Origin of the sequence: Jannaschia rubra (assembly GCF_001403735.1) — a bacterium.
In the GTDB taxonomy this organism is placed as follows: Bacteria; Pseudomonadota; Alphaproteobacteria; order Rhodobacterales; family Rhodobacteraceae; genus Jannaschia; species Jannaschia rubra.
Map to the genome: position 1 here is coordinate 1 of NZ_CXPG01000015.1, position 20,848 is coordinate 20,848.

Annotated in this window: 17 protein-coding genes and 1 tRNA gene; 16 read left to right on the top strand and 2 right to left on the bottom strand. The window is 64.2% G+C overall.

The genetic code is table 11. The annotated features are described in order from the left end of the window. Positions 1–132, top strand: a 132-nt coding sequence (locus JAN5088_RS18225) for an EF-Tu C-terminal domain-related protein (protein ID WP_503089866.1), incomplete at its 5' end; no start/stop codon positions are given. 142 nt (positions 133–274) lie between these two features. Here JAN5088_RS18225 and JAN5088_RS07780 read toward each other — a convergent pair. Beyond that, positions 275–541 (bottom strand): hypothetical protein, encoded by a 267-nt coding sequence (locus tag JAN5088_RS07780; protein WP_055682266.1) that lies wholly within the window; start codon positions 539–541, stop codon positions 275–277. Between the two features lie 382 nt (positions 542–923). Between JAN5088_RS07780 and JAN5088_RS07785 the strand changes: the two genes are divergently transcribed. The 11 genes from JAN5088_RS07785 (at position 924) to JAN5088_RS07835 (ending at position 16,321) form a co-directional block, all read left to right on the top strand. Then, positions 924–999 (top strand) — tRNA-Trp (locus JAN5088_RS07785). Positions 1,000–1,088: 89 nt separating this feature from the next. Next, positions 1,089–3,155 (top strand): methyl-accepting chemotaxis protein, encoded by a 2,067-nt coding sequence (locus JAN5088_RS07790; RefSeq protein WP_055682267.1) that lies wholly within the window; start codon positions 1,089–1,091, stop codon positions 3,153–3,155. Positions 3,156–3,281: 126 nt separating this feature from the next. Then, positions 3,282–3,476 (top strand): preprotein translocase subunit SecE, encoded by a 195-nt coding sequence (gene secE / locus JAN5088_RS07795; protein ID WP_055682268.1) that lies wholly within the window; start codon positions 3,282–3,284, stop codon positions 3,474–3,476. A 179-nt stretch (positions 3,477–3,655) separates the two neighbouring features. Continuing rightward, on the top strand, positions 3,656–4,189 hold the full coding sequence (gene nusG, locus JAN5088_RS07800) for a transcription termination/antitermination protein NusG (protein WP_055682269.1): 534 nt from the start codon (positions 3,656–3,658) through the stop codon (positions 4,187–4,189). 118 nt (positions 4,190–4,307) lie between these two features. Further along, positions 4,308–4,757: a 50S ribosomal protein L11 gene (gene rplK, locus JAN5088_RS07805; RefSeq protein ID WP_055682270.1), complete on the top strand. Its 450-nt coding sequence runs from the start codon at positions 4,308–4,310 to the stop codon at positions 4,755–4,757. Then, positions 4,757–5,455, top strand: a complete 699-nt coding sequence (gene rplA / locus JAN5088_RS07810; protein ID WP_055682271.1) for a 50S ribosomal protein L1 — start codon at positions 4,757–4,759, stop codon at positions 5,453–5,455. Before rplK ends, rplA begins: the two co-directional genes overlap by 1 nt. Before the next feature lie 266 nt (positions 5,456–5,721). Continuing rightward, positions 5,722–6,234 (top strand): 50S ribosomal protein L10, encoded by a 513-nt coding sequence (rplJ, locus tag JAN5088_RS07815; protein ID WP_055682272.1) that lies wholly within the window; start codon positions 5,722–5,724, stop codon positions 6,232–6,234. 75 nt (positions 6,235–6,309) lie between these two features. Next, positions 6,310–6,690 carry a 50S ribosomal protein L7/L12 gene (gene rplL / locus JAN5088_RS07820; RefSeq protein WP_055682273.1) on the top strand — a complete coding sequence of 127 codons (381 nt, stop codon included), beginning with the start codon at positions 6,310–6,312 and terminating at the stop codon, positions 6,688–6,690. A gap of 226 nt (positions 6,691–6,916) precedes the next feature. Beyond that, positions 6,917–11,053 carry a DNA-directed RNA polymerase subunit beta gene (gene rpoB / locus JAN5088_RS07825; RefSeq protein WP_055682274.1) on the top strand — a complete coding sequence of 1,379 codons (4,137 nt, stop codon included), beginning with the start codon at positions 6,917–6,919 and terminating at the stop codon, positions 11,051–11,053. A 78-nt stretch (positions 11,054–11,131) separates the two neighbouring features. Next, positions 11,132–15,373, top strand: coding sequence for a DNA-directed RNA polymerase subunit beta' (gene rpoC / locus JAN5088_RS07830; protein WP_055682275.1), 4,242 nt, complete (start codon positions 11,132–11,134; stop codon positions 15,371–15,373). 87 nt (positions 15,374–15,460) lie between these two features. After that, positions 15,461–16,321: a glycosyltransferase gene (locus JAN5088_RS07835; protein ID WP_143115019.1), complete on the top strand. Its 861-nt coding sequence runs from the start codon at positions 15,461–15,463 to the stop codon at positions 16,319–16,321. Here JAN5088_RS07835 and JAN5088_RS07840 read toward each other — a convergent pair. Beyond that, positions 16,296–17,099, bottom strand: coding sequence for a glycosyltransferase (locus JAN5088_RS07840; protein WP_055682277.1), 804 nt, complete (start codon positions 17,097–17,099; stop codon positions 16,296–16,298). The genes JAN5088_RS07835 and JAN5088_RS07840 overlap by 26 nt on opposite strands. 304 nt (positions 17,100–17,403) lie before the next feature. Here JAN5088_RS07840 and rpsL point away from each other — a divergent pair, with 304 nt between their 5' ends. The 4 genes from rpsL to JAN5088_RS07860 all read left to right on the top strand — a co-directional run. After that, positions 17,404–17,775 (top strand): 30S ribosomal protein S12, encoded by a 372-nt coding sequence (gene rpsL / locus JAN5088_RS07845; protein WP_055682278.1) that lies wholly within the window; start codon positions 17,404–17,406, stop codon positions 17,773–17,775. Between the two features lie 12 nt (positions 17,776–17,787). Then, a complete protein-coding gene (rpsG, locus tag JAN5088_RS07850; RefSeq protein WP_055682279.1) occupies positions 17,788–18,258 on the top strand; it encodes a 30S ribosomal protein S7 in 471 nt (156 codons plus the stop codon). Between the two features lie 83 nt (positions 18,259–18,341). After that, positions 18,342–20,465 (top strand): elongation factor G, encoded by a 2,124-nt coding sequence (fusA, locus tag JAN5088_RS07855; RefSeq protein ID WP_055682280.1) that lies wholly within the window; start codon positions 18,342–18,344, stop codon positions 20,463–20,465. Positions 20,466–20,552: 87 nt separating this feature from the next. Next, positions 20,553–20,848, top strand: a 296-nt coding sequence (locus tag JAN5088_RS07860; protein ID WP_233489739.1) for a GTP-binding protein, incomplete at its 3' end; no start/stop codon positions are given.

Genomic DNA, 20,848 nt, shown 5'->3' on the forward strand with positions numbered 1-20,848 from the left:
ATGCCGGGCGACAACGTGTCGTTCGGCGTGGAGCTGATCGCGCCGATCGCGATGGAGCAGGGCCTGCGCTTCGCGATCCGCGAGGGCGGCCGGACCGTGGGCGCGGGCGTGGTGTCGAAGATCATCGAGTGACCCCGCCGGCCCGACGGCCCGCCGGCCCCGGCCGTCACCGCCGCACCGAAACAACGAAGGCCCCGCGGAATACCGCGGGGCCTTTTGGTTTGACGTGAAAAAGGGGCGACCCGAAGGCCGCCCCCATCGAAGTCGATGCCGATCAGTTGTTGGCGATGATCGCCTCGATCTGACCCCGCTTCTGGCTGTCGCCATCTTCCGACTCCACCACGGCCTTGATCGCGGCGATCTGGCCCAGTGTCAGGTTGTCGAGCGTGTCGGTCGGAATGCCCATCTGCTCGAAGTCGGTCGCCAGGGCGGTCTGCAGCATGTCATAGCCCTGACCCATTTCGGACGTGGACTGGGCGATTGCGGCACCGCCGAACGTGAGGGCGGCAATGGTGGCGGCGGTGGTGAAAGAGAATTTCATGGTTGCTCCTTTCAGGGGCATGGTTGTGCGTTTCCGTCGTCGGACAGCGGCGTCGTTCCTTCGGATCGTCAGCCGTGCCGTTTGACACCTGCACAACACGGACGCAGGACATTTGGTTGCAAAGCGTCGGCGATTTCTGTGCGTCGGCACTTTCGGAACGGTGCGGGGAATGAGAGCGGAAAAGGCTCAAGACGACTTCAAGACCTTGACTCAACTAGGTCTTCATCTGTCGAGAGGTCATTCGCCATTACAGGTTGACGCTGCCATGGTCGGAGTTTTTTTCGCCTCGAAGCGATCGAGAAAGGGGGATGCGCGACTGCATCGTACCCATACTCAGCCCTTGCGTCCCTCGCCGTCCCATCATATTCCGACGCTTGCCTGAAGGGGTATAGCTCAGTTGGTAGAGCAGCGGATTCCAAATCCGCAGGTCGCGGGTTCGAATCCTGCTGCCCCTGCCAGGGCCTTTGGGTCACGGTTCCATGTGATAGAAAGCCTTTGTTAAGGCACGCGTCGTATCTCGGGTCCGAATCCAGCCCGAGACCCTGACATGCCCTCATCATCAGATCGCGAAACAGGTCACGCTGTCGAACGGACGCCACTGTCGGACCCTCTCGACGAGAAGGCGGCCGATCGTTGGTTCGACTTCTTGACGGTTCGCCTGACGATCACCTGCATCGTGATCCTGACGATATCGCTGCTTTTGTTTTCGGTATTCAGCTACACGCTCATCTCCCGGGCCCTCTGGAACGGACACGAGTTCGCGGCCCGGGGGGCCATTGGGCATCTGATCGACCGGCTCGACGGCAACGTTCGGGCGGGAAGTGCCGCAGGCGCACAGGCAGTCGCTCGGAGCCTGTTCGAGAGGGAAGGGTCGGATGTGATGGCGGTCCGGATCATGGACCAGGCGGGAGACGTCATTCTGCATGAGATCAAGGCCGATCGAGCCGATCCTTTCGTGGATCTGGCCACCCGGTCCGGTGAGATCCCATCCGATGGTATCGGCATATTGGACCGGCTCTCCGATCAGGCTGTCTCGATCGTTCGCGCACCGATGACGCTCTCCACCGCGCGCGACGGCCCACATGACGGGATCCTTGAGGTGGTTTTCGACATCGAGCCTATCGAATCGGAACTTTCGGCCGCCGTCCTGCTCTTGCTGGCTTACTCCGCCGCCGCGGGATGCGTTATCGGCCCCTTGTCCTTCTTCATCCTTCAATGGAGCGTTGCGCGTCCTCTTTCACGCACGATCGACGCCATGCAGGACATCGCATCCGACCGGATCGAAGTAGATCTTCCGACAGGCGGCGCCGCGGAAATCCGGCGGATGAACCGGGTTCTCGCGATCTTCCGGGCGAACGTCCTGGACCGGATCGCCTATGCCGAACGTTCCGCGCTCGCCGAAGCGCGAAACGCCGAACTGCAGGCCGAGCAGCACGAGACCCGGCAGTCCGAGCGGATGGCGGATGAGGCGCGCGAACGTGCGGCCCGTGTTTCCGCCGAACGCGAGCTCGCCGAAGAGCGTGTGCTGCACGATGACTTGCGCGAGGTCTTGACGGCCGCGGCGGCGGGCGATTTCCATGTCCGTATGGCGACGGATGGCGTCCCGACATCTCAACTACCACTTCGCGGGATGCTGAACGACCTTATCCGTCGCGTGCAGGAAGGCATCGGCGATGTGATCGAGGTGCTGGTCGCGCTGGAATCCGGGCAGCTGTGGGCGCGGATGGACGGGAGTCGATCCGGGGCCTTCGAGCAGCTGAAGACCTCGACGAATGCCATGGCGCAGGGTTTGGAGACGGCTCTGAACGATCTGTCGCAACACGCAACGGAAATTCTGGACGACAGCAGCGACCTGTCCGCATCGGCAGAGGATCTGTCAAAGCGAACGGAGCGAACGGCTGGCTCTTTGGCCGAGACGACCAATGCGCTGGAACAGATCGTCGGATCCATTGCGGAAACGGCCAGGCTGACGGCCGGGGTCCGGAGCTTTGCCGAAAACGCCCGCGAGGAAGCCTCCCGGAGCGATCTGGTGGTTCGGAACGCCGTTCAATCCATGAAGGAGATCCAGGGCGTCTCGGCCGAGATTTCGCGGACACTTGGCGTCATCAACGACATCGCCTTCCAGACCAATCTTCTTGCGTTGAATGCCGGGGTGGAGGCCGCACGGGCCGGGGAGTCCGGTCGGGGGTTCGCGGTCGTCGCCTCCGAAGTGCGGGCCCTCGCGCAGCGCGCGTCGGAGGCAGCGCACCAGATCGGCGGCTTGATCGCAACGAACTCCGAACAGATCGAGCGAGGCGTTCAGCGCGTCGGTCGGACGAGCGAGACTCTGGCAACCCTAGGCAACAGTATTGGCCGCATCGGCGACCAGGTTGCCGAAATCGCCCATGCGGCCGAAGCGCAGTCGACCGCGGCCGCGGAAATAAACAGGGCGATGATGGAAATCGACGGTGCGACGCAGCAGAATACGGCCATGTTCGAGGAGATCACCACCGCGAACCTGTCTTTGAAGGGGGCGGCGTCTCAGATGCTGCGTCTGATCGACCGGTTCGAGCGGACCCCCGGGACCGACGATCTGACTGGGAGCCACGACCGGTTGCGCGCTTTGGGAAGATGACGGATGCCGATATTTGAGAGGGGTGCAGCGGGACCGGGCCGCTGACGACATGCATCCCGGTTCAGGTTGCAAACCGTCGGCGCCCGGCCTATCTGCACAGCGGCCGATCCCGAGGAGAGCCCGAGCATGGCGACGACGAATCCAGTTCAGTTCATTCAGCAGACCCGGTCCGAGATCGCGAAGATCACATGGCCCGGCCGTCGTGAAGTCGTGCTGACCACGGTGATGGTCTTCCTGCTCGCCACGTTGGCTGCGATCTTCTTCTTTCTGGTCGACCTTCTGATCCGGACTGGCCTGACGGAAGTCCTGTCTGCTTTCTGAGGGACATCGCCCATACGATCCGCGATGTTTGGCAGGCCCTTGAACCTCGCGCGTGCGGACGGTAGGGGGACCGGACTTTGAACAGTTACGGCGCGCATCGATTCGATATGCGCGCTGTTCGACGTTTCGGGCGGATTGCCGTTCCGGGGCGCGTTACGAGCGAGAGGCGGCGGCAAGACATGGCGAAGCGGTGGTATTCGGTCAGCGTGCTGTCCAATTTCGAGAAGCGCGTGGCGGAGCAGATCCGCACCGCTGTCGCCGAACAGGCGCTCGAGGAGCAGATCGAGGAAGTTCTCGTTCCGACAGAGGAAGTGATCGAAGTCCGTCGGGGCAAGAAGGTCACCTCCGAGCGGCGGTTCATGCCCGGATACGTTCTGGTGCGGATGGAGATGTCCGATGAGGGATATCACCTGATCAACTCGATCAATCGGGTCACGGGTTTCCTGGGCCCTCAGGGGCGTCCGATGCCGATGCGCGATGCCGAGGTGAACCAGATCCTCAACCGCGTGCAGGAGGGCGAGGAGGCGCCGAGGTCGCTTATCACCTTCGAGATCGGTGAGAATGTGAACGTCACGGACGGCCCCTTTGAAGGGTTCTCCGGCGAGGTGGAGGAAGTCGACGACGAGGCGCAGAGCCTCAAGGTGTCGGTGTCCATCTTCGGTCGGGCGACGCCCGTCGAATTGAAATTCACGCAGGTCAGCAAGGCCGTGTGATCGGACGCGGGAGGGGCGGCCACGGCCAACCCGAACCGCGGCAAACCAGCGCCAGACCCACGCCGGGATGACGCGATTGTAGGGCGGAGACAATTCCGCCGCCGTAAGGAGAAAGCCAATGGCGAAGAAACTCGTCGGCACGATGAAGCTGCAGATCAAGGCCGGTCAGGCCAACCCGAGCCCGCCCGTCGGCCCCGCCCTGGGCCAGCGCGGGATCAACATCATGGAATTCTGCAAGGCCTTCAACGCCAAGACGCAGGACATGGAGCCCGGCGCGCCTTGCCCCACCGTGATCCAGTATTATCAGGACAAGTCCTTCACGATGGAGATCAAGACGCCTCCGGCGGCCTATTTCCTCAAGAAGGCGGCTGGCCTGAAGCCCGTCGGCAAGCGGAACCGTCCGAAGGGCGCGGCCCTGCCCGGACGCGAGACGATCGCATCGGTAACGGTCAAGCAGGTGCGCGAGATCGCCGAGGCGAAGATGAAGGACCTTTCGGCCAACGACGTCGAGTCCGCAATGAAGATCATCGTTGGCTCTGCCGAGTCCATGGGCATCGAGGTGAAGTGATGGCGAAGCTTGGTAAACGCGCGAAAGCGGCCCGCGAGGCCTTTGTTGGCAAGGAAGACCTGTCGCTGGACGAGGCGCTGAATCTGATCCGGGGAAATGCAAGGGCGAAGTTCGACGAGACCGTCGAGATCGCCATGAACCTGGGCGTCGATCCCCGCCACGCGGACCAGATGGTCCGTGGGGTCGTCAGCCTGCCCAACGGGACGGGCAAGGACGTTCGCGTCGCCGTGTTCGCCCGGGGCGCGAAGGCCGAGGAGGCGCAGGCCGCCGGGGCCGATATCGTCGGTGCCGAGGATCTGATGGAGACGGTGCAGTCGGGCAAGATCGACTTCGACCGTTGCATCGCCACCCCGGACATGATGCCGATCGTCGGCCGTCTGGGCAAGGTTCTGGGCCCCCGCAACCTGATGCCGAACCCCAAGGTCGGCACCGTGACGATGGACGTGGCCGAAGCGGTGAAGGCCGCCAAGGGCGGTCAGGTCCAGTTCAAGGTCGAGAAGGCCGGTGTCATCCACGCAGGGGTCGGCAAGGTTTCGTTCGACGAAGGCAAGCTCAAGGAGAACGTGCTGGCATTCGTCGACGCGGTCTCCAAGGCGAAGCCTGCCGGTGCGAAGGGGTCGTACCTGAAGAAGATCTTCCTGAGCTCCACCATGGGGCCGGGCGTTTCGGTCAACGTCGAAAGCGCGACCGGGAACTGAGGTTCGCCGCCCTTCGGGGCGGTGATCGGCGGGGCGGCGACGCCCCGTCCTGTCCGAGACGGAGGGTAGGGGAAACCCGGTAATTCCTTCCCGAGATGGGACCCGAGACTGATTTCCGAGGCCTCGCTTCGGGCGATCTGGCGCGGGGCCCTTCATTGGACCCGCCGGGGGGCGACCCCCGAAAAGGGGAAGGGCAACCTTCCCGTCGAGCCGAGGGGGCGACCCCTCAAATTCGCGGGGCAACCCGCGAGACTTGGAGTGAAACTGTGGATAGAGCGCAGAAAGAGAAACTGGTCGACGAACTCGGCCAGATCTTCGAAAGCTCTGGCGTCGTGGTGGTCAGCCGCTACGAGGGCATGACAGTTGCCGAGATGCAGGACCTCCGCTCGCGCATGCGCGAAGCGGGCGGTTCTGTTCGCGTTGCCAAGAACAAGCTCGCCAAGATCGCCCTTGAAGGGAAGGCCGTTGCAAGCATCGGCACCTACCTGACGGGCATGACCGTACTTGCCTATTCCGAGGACCCCGTGGCTGCGGCCAAGGTCATCGACGCATATGCCAAGGACAACTCCAAGCTGGAGATCCTGGGCGGTGCGATGGGCGATACGGCACTGGACACCGCCGGTGTTATGGCCGTGGCGAAGATGCCCAGCCGCGAGGAGCTCATCGCTTCCATCGCGGGCTGCATCGGCGCCCCTGCCAGCAACATCGCGGGGGCCATCGGCGCGCCTGCTTCCAACATCGCCAGCATTCTTTCGACCATCGAAGAGAAGGCTGCCTGAGGCATCAACCGTCATCCCTCGTCGTGGACTTGAAAAACACGGCATCGGAACACATCTTAACGAACTGGAAATCAAATGGCCGATCTGAAGAATCTCGCCGAGCAAATCGTGGGTCTGACCCTGCTGGAAGCTCAGGAACTGAAAACCATCCTCAAGGACGAATACGGCATCGAGCCGGCTGCCGGTGGCGCCGTCATGATGGCGGGTCCGGCCGACGGGGCCGCCGGTGCCGCCGCCGAGGAGCAGACCGAATTCGACGTCATCCTGAAGGCCGCCGGTGCCAGCAAGATCAACGTCATCAAGGAAGTCCGCGCGATCACGGGTCTGGGCCTGAAAGAAGCCAAGGACCTGGTTGAGGCCGGCGGCAAGGCCGTCAAGGAGCAGGTCTCCAAGGCCGAAGCCGATGAGATCAAGGGCAAGCTGGAAGCGGCTGGCGCCGAGGTCGAACTGAAGTAATCGCGGCGCGTCCGTGACGATCAAGGGTGGAGCGGGCGATCCCGCTCCACCCGCTCCTGTCTCGAAAAGCTCCGATCGGCGGGGCTTTTCCGGTCAGGAGGCGGGGACGGAGGTGCGCCTGTGGGAAGGCGCACCGGATGGTTCCCCCTCAAGAGACCCTTCGCAGGCGATGGCCCCGGTGCCCGACGGGACCCATCGCGCGAAATGTAGAGAAGGCGAGCAACACATGGCTCAGACGCAGGCGTCCTCCAAGCGTATCCGTCGGTATTACGGCAAACTGGTCGAAGTTCTCCAGATGCCGAACCTCATCGAAGTCCAGAAGTCGTCGTACGACCTGTTCCTGAAGTCGGGCGACCAGCCGCAGCCCTCCGAGGGCGAGGGGCTGATGGGGACATTCCAGTCGGTCTTTCCGATCAAGGATTTCAACGAGACGGCGGTGCTCGAATTCGTGAAGTACGAGCTCGAGGAGCCGAAGTACGACGTCGAGGAATGCCAGACCCGTGACATGACCTATGCGGCGCCGCTGAAGGTGACGCTGCGCCTGATCGTGTTCGACACCGACGAGGATACCGGCGCGAAGTCCGTCAAGGACATCAAGGAGCAGGACGTCTTCATGGGCGACATGCCCCTGATGACGAAGAACGGCACGTTCATCGTGAACGGGACGGAGCGGGTCATCGTCAGCCAGATGCACCGCTCGCCCGGCGTGTTCTTCGACCACGACAAGGGCAAGACGCACAGCTCGGGCAAGCTGCTGTTCGCCTGCCGGATCATCCCCTACCGCGGCTCCTGGCTCGACTTCGAGTTCGACGCCAAGGATCTGGTGTTCTGCCGGATCGACCGTCGCCGGAAGCTGCCGGTGACGACGCTGCTCTATGCGCTCGGCATGGATCAGGAAGGCATCATGAATGCCTATTACGAGACCGTGACCTATACCCATCGCAAGGGCGAAGGCTGGGCCACGCGGTTCTTCCCCGAGCGTCTGTCGGGCACCCGTCCGTCGCGCGACGTCATCGACGCCGCCACCGGGGAAGTCGTGGCCGAGGCCGGCAAGAAGGTCACGCCGCGTCAGGTCAAGAAGCTGCGCGAGGAAGCGCAGGTCGAGAACGTTCTGGTGCCCTTCGACGCGATCGTGGGCAAGTTCGCCGCGCGCGACATCATCGACGAATCCAACGGCGCGATCTTCGTCGAGGCCGGCGATGAGCTGACCTGGGAGCTGGACAAGGCCGGCGAGGTTTCGGGCGGCACCCTGAAGGAGCTGCTGGACGCGGGGATCACCGAGATCCCGGTGCTCGACATCGACAACGTCAATGTGGGGCCATACATCCGCAACACGATGGCCGCCGACAAGAACCTGGGCCGCGACACCGCGCTCATGGACATCTACCGCGTCATGCGTCCGGGCGAGCCGCCCACCGTCGAGGCCGCGCAGACCCTGTTCGACCAGCTGTTCCGCGATAGCGAGCGCTACGACCTGTCGGCCGTGGGCCGGGTCAAGATGAACATGCGCCTGGATCTGGACGCCGACGACACCGTCCGCACCCTGCGCGACGAGGACATCCTGGCCTGCGTCAAGGCCTTGGTCGAGTTGCGCGACGGCCGCGGCGAGATCGACGACATCGACCATCTCGGCAACCGTCGCGTGCGCTCGGTGGGCGAGTTGATGGAGAACCAGTACCGCGTCGGCCTTCTGCGGATGGAGCGCGCGATCAAGGAGCGCATGTCGTCGGTCGAGATCGACACCGTCATGCCGCAGGATCTGATCAACGCCAAGCCCGCCGCCGCCGCCGTCCGCGAATTCTTCGGCTCATCGCAGCTGTCGCAGTTCATGGACCAGACCAACCCTCTGTCCGAGGTGACGCACAAGCGGCGTCTTTCGGCGCTCGGGCCGGGTGGTCTGACCCGTGAGCGTGCCGGTTTCGAGGTGCGCGACGTGCATCCGACGCACTATGGCCGGATGTGCCCGATCGAGACGCCGGAAGGCCCGAATATCGGTCTCATCAACTCGCTTGCGACCTATGCGCGGGTGAACAAGTACGGCTTCATCGAGACGCCTTACCGCAAGGTGATCGACGGGCAGGTCTCGGACGAGGTCCAGTACATGTCCGCGACCGAAGAGATGCGGCATACGGTGGCGCAGGCCAATGCGCAGCTGACCGACGACATGCGGTTCGAGAACGAACTGGTCTCGACCCGTCAGTCGGGCGACTACATGCTGCAGAGCCGGGACAACGTCGACCTGATCGACGTTTCGCCCAAGCAGCTGGTGTCTGTGGCTGCGGCTCTGATCCCGTTCCTGGAAAACGACGACGCGAACCGTGCCCTGATGGGTTCGAACATGCAGCGTCAGGCCGTTCCGCTCCTGCGGGCCGATGCGCCCTTCGTGGGCACCGGCATGGAGGAGGTCGTGGCCCGCGACTCCGGCGCCGCCATAATGGCGCGCCGCGGGGGCGTGATCGACCAGGTGGATGCCGAGCGCATCGTCGTGCGCGCGACCGAGGACCTGATCCTGGGTGACGCGGGCGTCGATATCTACCGGCTCCGCAAGTTCCAGCGGTCGAACCAGAACACCTGCATCAACCAGCGTCCGCTGGTGAAGGTGGGCGACACCGTGTCCAAGAACGAGGTCCTGGCCGACGGTCCGTCGACGGACATGGGGGAACTGGCGCTCGGCAAGAACGTCATCGTCGCCTTCATGCCGTGGAACGGCTACAACTACGAGGACTCGATCCTGATCTCGGAGCGGATTTCCCGCGACGACGTCTTCACCTCGATCCACATCGAGGAGTTCGAGGTCGCGGCCCGCGACACCAAGCTCGGGCCGGAGGAGATCACCCGCGACATCCCCAACGTGGGTGAGGAGGCACTGCGCAACCTCGACGAAGCGGGCATCGTCTATATCGGTGCCGACGTGGAGCCGGGCGACATCCTGGTGGGCAAGATCACGCCCAAGGGCGAAAGCCCGATGACGCCGGAGGAGAAGCTGCTGCGCGCCATCTTCGGCGAGAAGGCCAGCGATGTGCGCGACACGTCCCTGCGGGTGAAGCCGGGCGACTACGGCACCGTGGTCGAGGTGCGCGTGTTCAACCGGCACGGCGTGGAGAAGGACGAGCGCGCGCTCCAGATCGAGCGTGAACTGGTCGAGCGTCTGGCCCGCGACCGCGACGACGAGCGCGAGATCCTGGACCGCAACATCTATGCCCGCCTCAAGGGCATGATCGACGGCCAGAAGGCGGTGAAGGGGCCCAAGGGCTTCAAGGCCAATTCGGTCGTCGACGACGCGTCGCTTGCGCCGCTGAGCCATGGCCAATGGTGGCAGATCGCGCTGGAGGACGAGGAGGCCGCCAAGCAGGTCGAGGCCCTGAACGAGCAGTACGAGATCCAGAAGCGAGCGCTGGAAGCCCGGTTCGAGGACAAGGTCGAGAAGGTCCGCCGCGGCGACGACCTGCCGCCGGGCGTGATGAAGATGGTCAAGGTCTTCATCGCGGTGAAGCGCAAGCTTCAGCCGGGCGACAAGATGGCCGGCCGCCACGGCAACAAGGGCGTCATCTCCAAGGTGGTGCCGATGGAGGACATGCCGTTCCTCGCGGATGGCACCCCCGTCGACTTCTGCCTCAACCCGCTGGGCGTGCCATCGCGCATGAACGTCGGGCAGATCCTCGAAACGCACATGGGCTGGGCCGCGCGCGGCCTGGGCATCAAGATCGACGAGGCGCTGGACGACTACCGGCGCTCCGGCGACCTGACCCCGGTGCGCGAGGCGATGCGGATCGCCTATGGCGACGAAGCCTACGAGGAATCCCTGGCTGCGATGGACGATCAATCGGTCGTCGAATGCGCAGGCAACGTGACCAAGGGCGTTCCGATCGCCACGCCGGTCTTCGACGGCGCCAAGGAGGACGACGTCAACGACGCGCTGCGCCGTGCGGGCTTCGATACCTCCGGCCAGTCGGACCTGTTCGACGGCCGCACGGGCGAGAAGTTCAGCCGTCAGGTCACGGTGGGCGTCAAGTACCTGCTCAAGCTGCACCACCTCGTGGACGACAAGATCCACGCGCGGTCGACGGGGCCCTACTCCCTCGTCACGCAGCAGCCTCTGGGCGGCAAGGCGCAGTTCGGCGGCCAGCGCTTCGGCGAGATGGAGGTCTGGGCGCTGGAAGCCTACGGCGCGGCCTACACCCTGCAGGAAATGCTGACGGTGAAGTCCGACGACGTGGCCGGCCGGACCAAGGTCTACGAGAGCATCGTCAAGGGCGAGGACAACTTCGAGGCGGGCGTTCCCGAGAGCTTCAACGTGCTCGTCAAGGAAGTCCGCGGCCTCGGCCTGAACATGGAACTCCTGGATGCGGAGGACGAGGAATAACGAGAACCGGTCAGGTTTTCGGGGCGGCCCCTCGGGTCGCCCTCCTCCCTCACGCGCCCCTCATTCAAAGGTACTGAAATGAACCAGGAACTGACGAACAACCCGTTCAACCCCGTCGCGCCCCAAAAGGTGTTCGACGAGATCAAGGTCTCGCTGGCCTCGCCGGAGCGGATCCTCTCGTGGTCCTATGGCGAGATCAAGAAGCCCGAGACCATCAACTACCGCACGTTCAAGCCCGAGCGTGACGGCCTGTTCTGCGCGCGCATCTTCGGCCCGATCAAGGACTACGAATGCCTGTGCGGCAAGTACAAGCGCATGAAGTATCGCGGCGTCGTCTGCGAGAAGTGCGGCGTTGAAGTGACGCTCCAGAAGGTCCGGCGCGAGCGCATGGGCCACATCGAACTGGCGAGCCCCGTCGCGCATATCTGGTTCCTCAAGTCGCTGCCCAGCCGCATCGGCCTGATGCTGGACATGACGCTGCGCGACCTGGAGCGTATCCTATATTTCGAGAACTACGTCGTCATCGAACCCGGTCTGACGGACCTCACCTACGGGCAGCTGATGTCCGAGGAGGAGTTCATGGACGCGCAGGACGCTTACGGCGCCGACGCCTTCCAGGCCAACATCGGGGCCGAAGCCATCCGTGAGATGCTGGCCGCCATCGACCTGGAGCAGGAAGCCGCCACGCTGCGTGAGGATCTCAAGGAAGCGACGGGCGAGTTGAAGCCCAAGAAGATCATCAAGCGTTTGAAGATCGTCGAGAACTTCATCGAATCCGGCAACCGCCCGGAATGGATGATCCTGACGGTGATCCCGGTCATCCCGCCCGAACTGCGCCCGCTGGTTCCGCTGGACGGCGGCCGGTTCGCGACGTCGGACCTCAACGACCTGTATCGCCGCGTCATCAACCGCAACAACCGCCTCAAGCGGCTGATCGAACTGCGCGCGCCCGACATCATCGTCCGCAACGAGAAGCGGATGCTGCAGGAGTCGGTCGATGCGCTGTTCGACAACGGCCGTCGTGGCCGCGTGATCACCGGCGCCAACAAGCGTCCGCTCAAGTCGCTTTCCGACATGCTCAAGGGCAAGCAGGGCCGCTTCCGTCAGAACCTTCTGGGCAAGCGCGTCGACTTCTCGGGCCGGTCGGTCATCGTGACCGGGCCGGAGTTGAAGCTGCATCAGTGCGGCCTGCCCAAGAAGATGGCGCTCGAGCTCTTCAAGCCGTTCATCTATTCGCGGCTCGAGGCCAAGGGCCTGTCGTCGACCGTCAAGCAGGCCAAGAAGCTGGTCGAGAAGGAGCGTCCCGAGGTCTGGGACATCCTGGACGAAGTGATCCGCGAGCATCCCGTCCTGCTGAACCGTGCGCCCACGCTTCACCGTCTTGGCATCCAGGCGTTCGAGCCGGTGCTGATCGAAGGCAAGGCGATCCAGCTTCACCCGCTGGTCTGCTCGGCCTTCAACGCCGACTTCGACGGCGACCAGATGGCCGTCCACGTGCCCCTGTCGCTGGAGGCGCAGCTGGAAGCGCGCGTCCTGATGATGTCGACCAACAACGTGCTGTCGCCCGCCAACGGCGCGCCGATCATCGTGCCGTCGCAGGACATGATCCTGGGGCTCTACTACGTTTCGATGGAACGTGCCGGCATGAAGGGCGAGGGGATGGTCTTCTCGTCGGCCGACGAGGTGACGCATGCGCTTGAAGCCGGTGAGGTCCACCTGCACGCCAAGATCCGCGCTCGCGTCACCCAGATCGACGAGATGGGCGAGGAAGTCAGCGTCGTGGTCGAGACCACGCCCGGTCGCGTTCGTCTGGGGGCCTTGCTGCCGATGAACGCGAAAGCGCCGTTCAGCCTGGTCAACCGCCTTCTGCGCAAGAAGGAAGTCCAGCAGATCATCGACACCGTCTACCGCTATTGCGGTCAGAAGGAGTCGGTCATCTTCTGCGACCAGATCATGACGCTGGGTTTCCGCGAAGCCTTCAAGGCGGGCATCTCGTTCGGCAAGGACGACATGGTCATCCCCGAGTCCAAGTGGCCCATCGTCGAGGCGACCCGGTCGCAGGTCGCCGACTTCGAGCAGCAGTACATGGATGGCCTGATCACCCAGGGCGAGAAGTACAACAAGGTCGTGGACGCCTGGTCGAAGTGCAACGACAAGGTGACCGAGGCCATGATGTCCAACATCTCGGTCGCGGGCGTGGACGAGAACGGCGCCGAGAGGGAGCCGAACTCCGTCTACATGATGGCACATTCCGGCGCCCGGGGCTCGGTCACGCAGATGAAGCAGCTGGGCGGCATGCGCGGCCTGATGGCAAAGCCGAACGGCGACATCATCGAGACGCCGATCATCTCGAACTTCAAGGAAGGCCTGACCGTTCTTGAATACTTCAACTCGACCCACGGCGCCCGCAAGGGTCTGTCGGATACGGCGCTCAAGACCGCCAACTCCGGCTACCTGACGCGACGCCTTGTGGACGTGGCGCAGGACTGCATCGTCCGGATCGACGACTGCGGCACCGAGAACGCGATCACCGCGCAGGCCGCCGTCAACGACGGCGAGGTGGTGGCGACCCTGGCCGAGCGCGTGCTGGGCCGGGTCGCGGCGGACAACGTCGTGATGCCCGGAGGTGACGAGGTCATCGTCAAGGCCGGCGAGCTGATCGACGAACGCCGCGCCGATGCGATCGAGGCGGCGAACGTGCCGTCCATGCGCATCCGCTCGCCGCTGACCTGCGAGGCCGAAGAAGGCGTCTGCGCCACCTGCTATGGCCGCGACCTGTCGCGCGGCACCAAGGTGAACATCGGCGAGGCTGTCGGCATCATCGCCGCGCAGTCCATCGGTGAGCCAGGCACCCAGCTGACGATGCGAACGTTCCACATCGGCGGCGTGGCGCAGGGTGGCCAGCAGTCGTTCATGGAGGCTTCGGCCCCCGGCACGGTCGAGTTGCGCAATCCGAACACCCTGATGAACGAGGCCGGTGGCATCGTCGTCATGGGCCGGAACATGCAGCTCGTCATCATCGACGAGAATGGGGAGGAGCGGGCCAGTCACAAGCTGGGCTACGGCACCACGCTGTTCGTCAAGGATGGCACCAAGGTGGACCGGGGCGACAAGCTGTTCGAGTGGGATCCCTACACCCTGCCGATCATCGCGGAAGCCGACGGCCGTGCGAAGTTCGTCGATCTCTATGCGGGCATTTCGGTGCGCGACGAGACCGACGACGCGACCGGCATGACGCAGAAGATCGTCTCGGACTGGCGCGCGGCCCCCAAGGGCAACGAGCTGAAGCCCGAGGTCCTGATCGCGGACGAGAACGGCGAGCCGGTCCGCAACGAAGCGGGCAACCCGGTGACCTATCCGATGTCGGTGGATGCGATCCTGTCGATCGAGGACGGCCAGATGCTCAAGGCCGGCGACGTCGTCGCGCGCATCCCGCGCGAAGGTGCCAAGACCAAGGATATCACCGGCGGTCTGCCGCGGGTGGCGGAACTGTTCGAGGCGCGGCGCCCCAAGGATCACGCGATCATCGCCGAGCGCGACGGGCACGTGAAGTTCGGCAAGGACTACAAGAACAAGCGCCGGATCACCGTGGTGCCCACCGACGACAGCCTGGAGCCGATCGACTACATGGTGCCCAAGGGGAAGCATATCCCCGTGCAGGAAGGCGACTTCGTGCAGAAGGGCGACTACATCATGGACGGAAATCCCGCGCCGCACGACATCCTGCGGATCATGGGGATCGAGGCGCTTGCCGACTATCTGATCGACGAAGTGCAGGACGTGTACCGACTGCAGGGCGTGAAGATCAACGACAAGCACATCGAGGTCATCGTTCGGCAGATGCTGCAGAAGTTCGAGGTTCTGGACTCCGGTGAGACGACGCTTCTGAAGGGCGAGCATATCGACAAGCTCGAACTGGACGAGGCGAACGAGAAGGCCACCAAGCGGGGCGACCGCCCGGCCTTGGCCGAACCGATCCTGCTGGGCATCACCAAGGCGTCGCTGCAGACGCGCAGCTTCATCTCGGCGGCGTCCTTCCAGGAAACGACCCGCGTGCTGACCGAGGCTTCGGTCCAGGGCAAGCGCGACAAGCTGGTCGGCCTGAAGGAGAACGTCATCGTGGGGCGCCTGATCCCCGCGGGCACCGGTGGCGCGACGCAGAAGATGCGTGCCATCGCCGGCGAACGCGACAGCGTCGTGATCGAGGCGGCCCGGATCGAGGCCGAGAAAGCTGCGGCTCTCGCGGCTCCCGAGCCCGGCACCTCGGCGGACGATGTCTTCAAGAAGGCCGAGCCCACGCCGGAGCCAACCGAGGACTGAGCCTTCGATCCCGACGACACCCCCGCCGGAGCAATCCGGCGGGGTTTTTCATGGGCGCCCGCCGCCCCTTGCCGGACGGGACCGCGCGTGCCAGCAGACACCATGGGCCACCGCAACCAGATCATCGGCGTCATCCGTTTTTCCTATCCCGCGACCGACGGGTTCGCCGCGAGCCGGATGGAGGAGGGCGCCCTCGAGGCCATGCTCTACGCGCCCGACCGGCTCGCCAGCCGCTTCGCCTATCTCGAAACCGTCACGCTCCCTTCCCTCGCCGCGCAGACGGACGGGGATTTCGACTGCGTGATCCTTGCCGGCACATCCCTGCCGCGGGACGCGCAAGCCAGGTTGCTGGCGCTTGCCGACCGACATTCCTTCCTCCGCATCGCCTTTCTCGACCGCATGGGGCCGCTCGCCGCCGCGCGGCGGAGCTTCAGGCGCGCGGTCCGCGACGATGCCACGCACGTCACGGGCTTCCGGCTGGACGACGACGATGCCCTCGGCGTCGACTATGTCGCCAAGGCGCGCGACCGGGCGGATCGTCTCTTGGCCGGCGGCTTTGCCGAGGGTCCGACCTGCGTGGCCTTCACCCGCGGGCTCTACTGGGATCTTCACGACCCCGACCAGCCCTTTCATTCGTTTCGCGAAGCCTACGCCCCGAGCCTTGCCTGCGCGATGATCACGACGGCAGACATGCCCACATGCATCTATCGCTACAACCACCGGCGCATCGCCACCTTCATCCCCACTTATCTGGAACCTGGCGGGCATGAGATGTTCATCCGCACGCTGCACGATTCCAACGACAGCGGCCGCTCGATCCCGCCGCATTCCGAACCGATGGAGACGGTGGGCGGCCGCAAGTTGCTGGAGCAGCGGTTCGGCATCGACCCGGAGGCCGCGATGGCGCTGATGGCCGGGCCGGTCAGAAACTCCGACGGATCGCACTGAGGTCCAGTGCAAAACGTCGCTTCAGCTGCGTGAGCTGACCGTCGTCGGCGGGCCGGAGACGGTTCACCTGTTCCCTGATCCGACTGTCGTTCGTGCCGTCCACGCCACGCAACCACATCGAGGCATCTGGAAGGGTGATCGACGGCATCAGGGTGCCAAGACGGTGGTGCGGAAAGTGAAGCGCCGTCCGAGCGTTGCCGGGCGCAAGAACCACGGCCTGCGCGACGCCCAAATGGGGACTGAACGTCTCCTCCACCATGGGCCCCTCGGCCGTCAAGCGCAGCATCATGCCTCGGTTGAAGTCGATGCAGAGGCGCTTGTGACGATCCCATAGCGGACGCGTGGCGGCGAAGACCTCGCGGCAGCGGGCGATGAAGCGGCGGGCCACGCCGTCATCGTCGTCGTGCCGGAATTGCAGGACAGGCGGCCCATCGGGGTCGATCCGCGGCAGGATGACGGATCGCAGGGCGTCGCGGTGATGTTCCGGTCGATGGAACACGACCTCGGCGCCCTTGAGACCCGAAGCGAGCGACAGAAGGCGCGACCGCCAGGGCTCGGGCAGGGCGTCGCCCGTCAGGATGATCGTCCGGAAATCGCCGTCGCCCTGGGCGGAAAGGGTGCGCAGGCTGACGTGTTCCAGCGTCCGCAGCCGCGCTTCCATCCGCGCGGGTTGCCACAGATGCGCCTGACGTTCCGCGACGGTGGCATGCTCGGTCTGGTATCCGCCGAGACCGGGGTATGCGAAGCGCGTTATGGCGAGGATCTGCAGATCGGACATGGCCGATGGACGGTGGCGTCAAACGGTTGCATGGGCAAGACGGCGGTCGGGAAATCGCCGGATCGGCGGGGGAAGGGGCCGCGTTGACACCCCCGCGCGATTCCCCTATTGGGGCGTCAATTCGGTCCGGGTGCCCTGCGCCCGAGCCGGCAAGCCAGAACCGCCGCACACGATCCGGGATACTGCTTCCCCGATCCTCTGTCACACAACCGCATCGCCCAGGTCGGAATTCCGGGCGGTTGCGGTCACAGGCTTTTGGGGCGTCGCGACCGGACCATGTTGAACTGATACGGGGAAACCGTCGATGCCCACAATCCAACAGCTGATCCGCAAGCCGCGGCAGCCGAAAGTCAAACGCTCCAAGTCGATGCACCTGGAAGGCTGCCCGCAGAAGCGCGGCGTCTGCACGCGCGTCTATACCACCACGCCCAAGAAGCCGAACTCGGCCATGCGGAAGGTCGCCAAGGTGCGTCTGACCAATGGTTTCGAGGTCATCAGCTACATCGGCGGTGAATCCCACAACCTTCAGGAACACTCCGTTGTCCTGATCCGCGGCGGCCGCGTGAAGGACCTTCCGGGCGTCCGGTACCACATCCTGCGCGGTGTGCTCGATACGCAAGGCGTCAAGGACCGCCGCCAGCGTCGTTCGAAATATGGCGCCAAGCGTCCGAAATAAGAGGATCAACAGATGTCCCGCCGTCACGCCGCCGAAAAGCGCGAAGTCCTGCCTGACGCCAAGTATGGCGACAAGGTCCTGACGAAATTCATGAACAACCTGATGATCGACGGCAAGAAGGCCGTCGCCGAGCGCATCGTCTACAACGCGCTCGACCGGGTCGAGGGCAAGCTGAAGCGCTCGCCGATCGAGGTGTTCGTCGAGTCGCTCGAGAACATCAAGCCGTCGGTCGAGGTGCGTTCGCGCCGCGTCGGCGGTGCGACCTATCAGGTGCCCGTCGAGGTCCGCCCCGAGCGCCGCGAGGCGCTGGCGATCCGCTGGCTGATCAACGCCGCCCGCGCCCGCAACGAGAACACCATGGAGGAGCGTCTGGCCGGTGAGCTGATCGACGCCGTCCAGTCCCGTGGTTCCGCCGTCAAGAAGCGTGAGGACACCCACAAGATGGCCGACGCCAACAAGGCGTTCAGCCACTACCGCTGGTGAGTTCCGCACCTATCTAACTGCGATCGCGGGGGCCCGTTCGGGGCCCCCGAACCCGTTTTCTCCTCCCATCCGAGGCACATCCAATGGCACGCGAATATCCCATCGCCCGATACCGCAACTTCGGCATCATGGCTCACATCGACGCCGGCAAGACCACGATGACCGAACGGATCCTGTTCTACACCGGCAAGAACCACAAGATGGGCGAGACGCACGAAGGCGCGTCCACCATGGACTGGATGGAACAGGAAGCCGAGCGCGGCATCACGATCACTTCCGCCGCAACGACGACATTCTGGCAGCGCCAGGAGGATCCGACTCCCGAAGGGACGTCGGACACCAAGGTGCGCCTCAACATCATCGACACTCCCGGCCACGTCGACTTCACGATCGAGGTCGAGCGGTCGCTCGCTGTTCTGGACGGGGCCGTCGCGCTGCTTGACGGCAACGCCGGCGTCGAGCCGCAGACCGAGACGGTCTGGCGCCAGGCCGACCGCTACAAGGTGCCGCGTCTCGTGTTCGTCAACAAGATGGACAAGATCGGCGCGGACTTCTTCAACTGCGTCCGCATGGTCAAGGACCGGACGGGCGGCACCCCCATGCCCATCGCCCTGCCGATCGGTGCCGAAGACACGCTGGAAGGCATCATCGACCTCATCAAGATGGAGGAGTGGGTCTGGATCGGCGAGGATCTGGGCGCCTCCTGGAAGCGTCAGCCCATCCGCGACGACCTGACCGGTCTGGCGCAGGAATGGCGCGACAAGATGATCGAACTTGCCGTCGAGCAGGACGACGACGCCATGGAGGCCTATCTCGACGGGCAGGAGCCCGACGAGGAGACCCTGCGCCGGCTGATCCGCAAGGGCACGCTGTCGCTGTCGTTCTTCCCGATGCTGGCCGGGTCGGCGTTCAAGAACAAGGGCGTCCAGCCGCTGCTCAATGCTGTGGTCGACTTCCTGCCCGGCCCCGCGGACGTGCCGACCCTGATGGGTTTCTCGCCCGACGACGAGGACGAGGTTCGCAACATGCCCCGCCCTGCCGATGACGACGTGCCCTTCGCCGCGCTGGCCTTCAAGATCATGAACGATCCCTTCGTCGGATCGCTGACCTTCACGCGCATCTATTCCGGCGCCATCCGCAAGGGTGACCAGATGCTCAACTCGACCAAGGGCAAGAAGGAGCGCGTCGGCCGCATGATGCTGATGCACGCCATCGACCGGCAGGAAATCGAGGAAGCCTTTGCCGGCGACATCATCGCGCTTGCCGGGCTCAAGGACACGACGACGGGTGACACGCTCTGCGCCGTGGGCGAGCCTGTCGTGCTCGAGACGATGACCTTCCCCGATCCGGTCATCGAGATCGCGGTCGAGCCGAAGACCAAAGCCGACCAGGAGAAGATGTCCCAGGGCCTTCAGCGCCTGGCAGCGGAGGATCCGTCTTTCCGCGTCGAGACGGACATCGAGTCCGGGCAGACGATCATGAAGGGGATGGGCGAACTTCACCTCGACATTCTGGTCGATCGCCTGAAACGCGAGTTCAAGGTCGAGGCCAACATCGGGGCCCCGCAGGTCGCCTACCGCGAGACCATCGGTCACGAGGTGGAACATACCTATACCCACAAGAAGCAGTCGGGTGGTTCGGGTCAGTTCGCCGAAGTGAAGCTGCTGATCTCGCCGACCGAGCCCGGTGAAGGCTATTCCTTCGAATCCAAGATCGTCGGCGGCTCGGTTCCCAAGGAGTACATTCCCGGGGTCGAGAAGGGCATCCGCTCGGTCATGGATTCCGGTCCGCTGGCCGGCTTCCCGGTGATCGACTTCAAGGTGCAGCTGCTCGACGGCAAGTTCCACGACGTCGACTCCTCGGTTCTTGCCTTCGAGATCGCATCCCGCATGGGCATGCGTGAAGGGATGCGGAAGGCCGGCGCGAAGCTCTTGGAACCCATCATGAAGGTCGAAGTCGTCACGCCGGAGGAGTACACCGGCGGCATCATCGGCGACCTGACGTCCCGTCGGGGTCAGGTTCTGGGGCAGGACACGCGCGGCAACGCCATCGCGATCGACTGCTTCGTGCCGCTCGCCAACATGTTCGGCTACATCAACACGCTGCGGTCGATGTCGTCGGGTCGTGCGAACTTCACCATGCAGTTCGACCACTACGAGCCGGTGCCGCAGAACATCTCTGACGAGATCCAGAAGAAATACGCCTGACGGTGCGGCGGGGTCTTCCCCGCCCCATCCATCGAAACGAGGGGCGGCGGGCTGACCGACGTCCCGATTACATCAAGGAGGCTTTCCATGGCGAAGGCAAAGTTCGAACGCACGAAACCGCATGTGAACATCGGGACGATCGGTCACGTTGACCACGGCAAGACGACGCTGACGGCGGCGATCACGAAGTACTTCGGCGATTTCAAGGCCTACGACCAGATCGACGGCGCGCCGGAGGAGAAGGCTCGGGGGATCACGATCTCGACGGCGCATGTGGAGTACGAGACGGATGCGCGGCACTATGCGCACGTCGATTGCCCCGGCCACGCGGACTACGTCAAGAACATGATCACGGGTGCGGCGCAGATGGACGGCGCGATCCT